This window comes from Holdemanella sp. (genome assembly GCF_056804935.1).
The window spans coordinates 1-2171 of record NZ_DBMEXE010000252.1 but is presented as its reverse complement, the minus strand read 5'-3'; the positions used below and the strand labels follow the sequence as shown (position 1 = coordinate 2171).

Annotated in this window: 5 protein-coding genes; 3 read left to right on the top strand and 2 right to left on the bottom strand. The window is 32.4% G+C overall.

The features are described 5' to 3' along the window. A partial coding sequence (locus ACZQCL_RS08970) for a DUF3800 domain-containing protein (RefSeq protein WP_482482899.1) occupies positions 1-442 on the bottom strand: 442 nt, incomplete at its 3' end. A 51-nt stretch (positions 443-493) separates the two neighbouring features. Then, entirely contained in the window at positions 494-880 is a 387-nt protein-coding gene (locus ACZQCL_RS08965; RefSeq protein WP_482482897.1) for a helix-turn-helix domain-containing protein, read from the bottom strand. Positions 881-1039: 159 nt separating this feature from the next. Here ACZQCL_RS08965 and ACZQCL_RS08960 point away from each other — a divergent pair, with 159 nt between their 5' ends. Genes ACZQCL_RS08960 through ACZQCL_RS08950 form a run of 3 tightly spaced genes read left to right on the top strand, consistent with a single transcriptional unit; the run spans position 1040 to position 1718 of the window. Next, complete coding sequence (locus ACZQCL_RS08960; RefSeq protein WP_270432505.1) at positions 1040-1240, top strand: helix-turn-helix transcriptional regulator; 201 nt, start codon at positions 1040-1042, stop codon at positions 1238-1240. A gap of 58 nt (positions 1241-1298) precedes the next feature. Next, positions 1299-1460: a hypothetical protein gene (locus ACZQCL_RS08955; RefSeq protein ID WP_302317550.1), complete on the top strand. Its 162-nt coding sequence runs from the start codon at positions 1299-1301 to the stop codon at positions 1458-1460. A 45-nt stretch (positions 1461-1505) separates the two neighbouring features. After that, positions 1506-1718 carry a hypothetical protein gene (locus ACZQCL_RS08950; RefSeq protein WP_270432507.1) on the top strand — a complete coding sequence of 71 codons (213 nt, stop codon included), beginning with the start codon at positions 1506-1508 and terminating at the stop codon, positions 1716-1718. Positions 1719-2171: the final 453 nt, after the last annotated feature.

The following is a 2171-nucleotide window of genomic DNA, read 5'->3' as shown; positions in this document are numbered from 1 at the left end:
AAACATCTTTTAAACTATCTATTTTTGTACTACCACGTGTATCTTTTATATCAATATAGATATCGTAGCAAAAACCAACTTCAAGCATTTCTTTCAATACTAGGTAATATATTCTGTAATACAAATCATTATATGTAGGTAAAGCATTTCCAAATATTAATTTATCTTTATCTGATGCTACGACTGCCCTGAAGAGCAAATTATCATATTCGAAAAATAAGTCTATTAATTCTTTGTACATTTCAATTTTGCTTTTAGACACTTTAACCCATTTGATTTCAGCGTATTTATACACATGGTGTTTTTGCTTGATAAATTTTATTCTTTTGTTAATTTCTGATGCAATATCTTTATCACATGAAATAGCTCCAATAACCATTACATTACTTGAGTCATGTTCTAAATGACAGCTTTCATCGCAATAAATATTAACTTTTTCCATTCTAAACTCCTCCATTTTATAATCAAAACCAGATATATTTACATACATAAATTACTTATCTCCTTTAACCCGATCCAGTTCCATACGAGCAACCGTATCCACTGTGTGCTGGCCTTTGTCGTCAAGTGATCTATAAATGGTAAGATGTTCTTTTTCGTGGGGAGTAAGGATAAATTCAAGATATTCTTCTTTTGTTGGTATTAAAGATACTTCACCATCAATCGAAGCAAGTAATGCATCGAATTCGATACCGGTACCGTTCGCAAGTTTTTTGACCGCTTGAATAGATGGAGTAATGTCTTTTTTTCTTCCAGAAGGTTTAAAGTTATTTTCTAACATTGAAATGTACCCTTTGCTTAGACTACATTTAGAAGCAAGTTCAGCAGTAGTTAAATTGTTTTCTATTCTATATTGTTTAATAATTTCTCCGAGTCTCATTTATTATTCTCCTATATATTTATACTATTCTACATTTAATATATTAAACAAATTGAACCGTTTTAGCAAGAAAAAAGTTTAATATTTTAAACAAAACTATTGAATTACGATGTTTAATATGTTAAACTCCAAGTGTACAAAAGAAAGGTGGTGATTGAGATGGGATTCAAAATTAAGGAATTGCGAGAAAAAGAAAATTTATCTCAGGCCGAATTAGCTCAAAAATCAGGGGTTTCACAAAATTTAATTGCCCGTTTAGAGAGTGGAGCTTTAACGAATACCACTACAGATACTCTTTTTAAAATATCCAAGGCATTAAATGTGAAAGTCGAGCAAATTTTTTTTACAGATAATGTTTAACATGTTAAACATTTATTGATAGTACTACCAACGACTACCACAGAAAGGAGAATACATTATGGAAAACAAAAACTTTTGCGAATCGCTTAATCCAGTTGAAAGAGAATCATTTCTAGAGAAATTGAATGATTGTAATGATATTGAGTATTTAAAGCAGGTGATTGAAGTTTGTAGAAGCAGGGCAATTTATTTGGCATTAAAAAAAGAAGGCCTTATTTAACCTTCTTAGATTTAAAAATAACTACCACAGAAAGGAGGAAGACGCATGGCAAAAACATTATTAGGATACAAAGACGTAATGTCACTAGGAATCAACAAAGTAATGGCATATCGGATGATCCATATGGTTCAGGAATCTGAGGAATACAAGAGTTCAAATGTATCTAAGGTTATTTGTGGTGCCAAACAGGTTCCTATCAGTATGTTTACCAACGTTTTTCCTGAATTCAAAAAAGCATGTAAGGAGATGTGGGGATAAGCCAATTTACATTGGTGCGGTACTTGAGGATGGGGGAAAGGAAAATAACATGGATCATGAAAGAAGAATAAAAGACCTCGAAGATCGAGTTCGAAGTCTTGATAGAGCAATTTGCCTAAATGCAATCTCAGTAATTTTACTTGTTTTAGGCTGTTTCATCCAAATGCATAAAGTGAATGGAATCTGCACTAAGATTAGCGAGCTTATTGGTGTCAACAATCAATTGATTGACTTCTTGCGTGAAGTCATCCGCAACATTTAAATTATCTGATTAATGGATGGTGCGGTACTTGAGGTGTCATTTCAGAACTAGAAAGGAAGAAATTCCATTAGTGCTCATTGCTGTTGTCAAGAATCACGATTTAGCTCTACCTCCCCATTCGCTTGATCTAGATTCTAAATAAGTGATATCCCCCTATCATTATCAAGACATAGCAAAGTCTGAATAACGTG